This is a genomic window from Paraburkholderia phenoliruptrix (genome assembly GCF_902859825.1).
In the GTDB taxonomy this organism is placed as follows: Bacteria; Pseudomonadota; Gammaproteobacteria; order Burkholderiales; family Burkholderiaceae; genus Paraburkholderia; species Paraburkholderia phenoliruptrix.
Genome location: NZ_CADIKB010000106.1, coordinates 1 through 1,891 on the forward strand (window position 1 = coordinate 1; position 1,891 = coordinate 1,891).

The 1,891-nt window shown below is 57.5% G+C and carries 1 protein-coding gene and 1 pseudogene; both read right to left on the reverse strand.

Translation table 11 applies throughout. The annotated features are described in order from the left end of the window. Positions 1–1,134, reverse strand: a pseudogene (locus HV711_RS33145) (ImcF-related family protein); the annotation flags it as partial. Next, entirely contained in the window at positions 1,131–1,829 is a 699-nt protein-coding gene (locus HV711_RS33150) for a KPHS_23130 family T6SS system protein (protein ID WP_496401165.1), read from the reverse strand. The gene HV711_RS33150 and the pseudogene HV711_RS33145, both read right to left, overlap by 4 nt. Positions 1,830–1,891: the final 62 nt, after the last annotated feature.

The following is a 1,891-nucleotide window of genomic DNA, read 5'->3' on the forward strand; positions in this document are numbered from 1 at the left end:
GGTTATCCATCCGGCTGTCGTCGACAGCGGGAAACCAATGCGGCGGCCGTGGAGCTGGCGGCTGTGGTCGGCGATGGTTTGCCAGATCGCTCGTTGGCGCTGGCCGGGGGGATTTGCCTCTGCCGGGTCGTCTGCGTTGCCGTCAGCGTTCTGCACTAATGATGGGGAGGCAAGCTCATGCTCCTTAAACAACGGCGCGAACAGAAGACCGTGAACAGACTGGCGCCAGGAGCGTGAGTTGGCTGTTTGCGGGACAAGTCCCGATAGGGCGGTGCCGAGTCTTTCGATATGTTGCGAGAGTTCGGCCGGATAGCGGTCGCGCTTGTCGCGCGCGATACGCACGACGCCTGACTCCGCCAAGACGCGGCTAAGATCTTTCAGTGATGTATCAACATCGTCAGCATTGATGCGCGGATTCGACCAAGTCAAGCCAATCGCTTCATCCTGGCCCTCTAACTCGGCACCAAAGTCTGTCACGTTGAGAAGATATGCAGGTGCTGCCCACCCCAGCGCGCGCGCGTGGCGAGCAAGGCACTGCGCGAGTCCGTCGGCGTCGAACGGAGACGCTACCGAGGCACGGTCGCGCGTCACGGCCACGATTGCGTCGACCGGACGTCGCCCACGTAGCCGACGGATCTGGTCCAGCCAGTTCGTATCCAGTGTGTTACTGGTTTGCTTTGCGTAAAGCAGGACGGTGCTGCCGGCGATTGCGTAGCCGGTTTCTACAAGGTTCGGGACCAGACGCTTGACGAGTGGTTCGTCGCCTGCGACAAGTACCCAGCGCTGACGGTAACGCCAGCGTCGGCCCTTCCGGCCCGTCAGCGCATTCGCAAGTGACTGTGATGTTCCGGTCGTGCCTTCTGACATCTCAGGTTGCTTTCGCTTATCGTATTGCATTAACCATTGCGTCGCCCGCAACGAAGCAAGCCAGAGCAATAGAGCCTCGAAGTATTTCGTAAAGATCAGCGATATCAACAGGCCTATGAAGAGCAATAGCTCGACAATGACCAGTCTGTCGAGAATCCACTTCTGCTCACGCGCGACTAACCACACGGCAACGGCGCACATGGCAAAGAGAATTGTGAGAGCAAAACCAATAAAAAGCGCAGCGGGACGTGACTTGTTTTTGTTCATGTCTGTTTCTCGCATACCAGTGCAAGTAGGTCATTGCCTTCCTGCGTGATTACGAGCTGTGGTTCATTCGTCAGAGCGGCGTTCGCAGCTGCCAGCGCGGTCGCTAGCCAGACACCTGCTGCCCCAGCCTTCCCTACCGCTGCGTCCAGGTCTACCGTCTCCATTCCGTGCCAAAAGCGGCACGACGAGCGGATGATCCGCGCGACTTCTTTGCTAAGGCCCGTTCGCCAGCTTGTCCCGATGTTGTCGAAGGTTCCCCCTCCCCAACGAATCGCAAGCTTGAGCACATCAGCCGTTGTTTCCGACGGCCCTCTGGCCGGTCGGTGTAGACACAACGGAGACGACACGCCCATACGGCTAGCAATCGCAGGACTTGAAACAAGCAGCATACTTGCGCCTTCGCTGACGCCGTTTGCAAGAATTTCGCTCGCCGCATTGCGCAATTGAACTGCCACTAGTAAGTGAACGCTGTCGGAGCGATTGTTATCAAACCACGAATCCGCGTGAAACAATGAGAGTTCCGTTTTTGACGATTTAACTTCGATGCGGGTTGTGTGCAGCACATTCCGCAGTCTAGCGAGCAGGCCTTCCTGAACGGTTGCAGAGTCGATGACCGAGTTGATGCAAACATCTACCCCAAGCGAAACCGGCAATGTCCCACAGACAGTTGAAGGTTGGGACGGCGGGTGCGGCATAGATTATGCGACCTTGCGATCATGGTCAATGTTGGATTTCGAGGGCGAACGCTTCAGGGCGG

Bases quoted from the DNA above. Each gene is read 5' to 3' on its own strand.
- HV711_RS33150 (WP_496401165.1), bottom strand. From the start codon at position 1,829: ATGCCGCACCCGCCGTCCCAACCTTCAACTGTCTGTGGGACATTGCCG.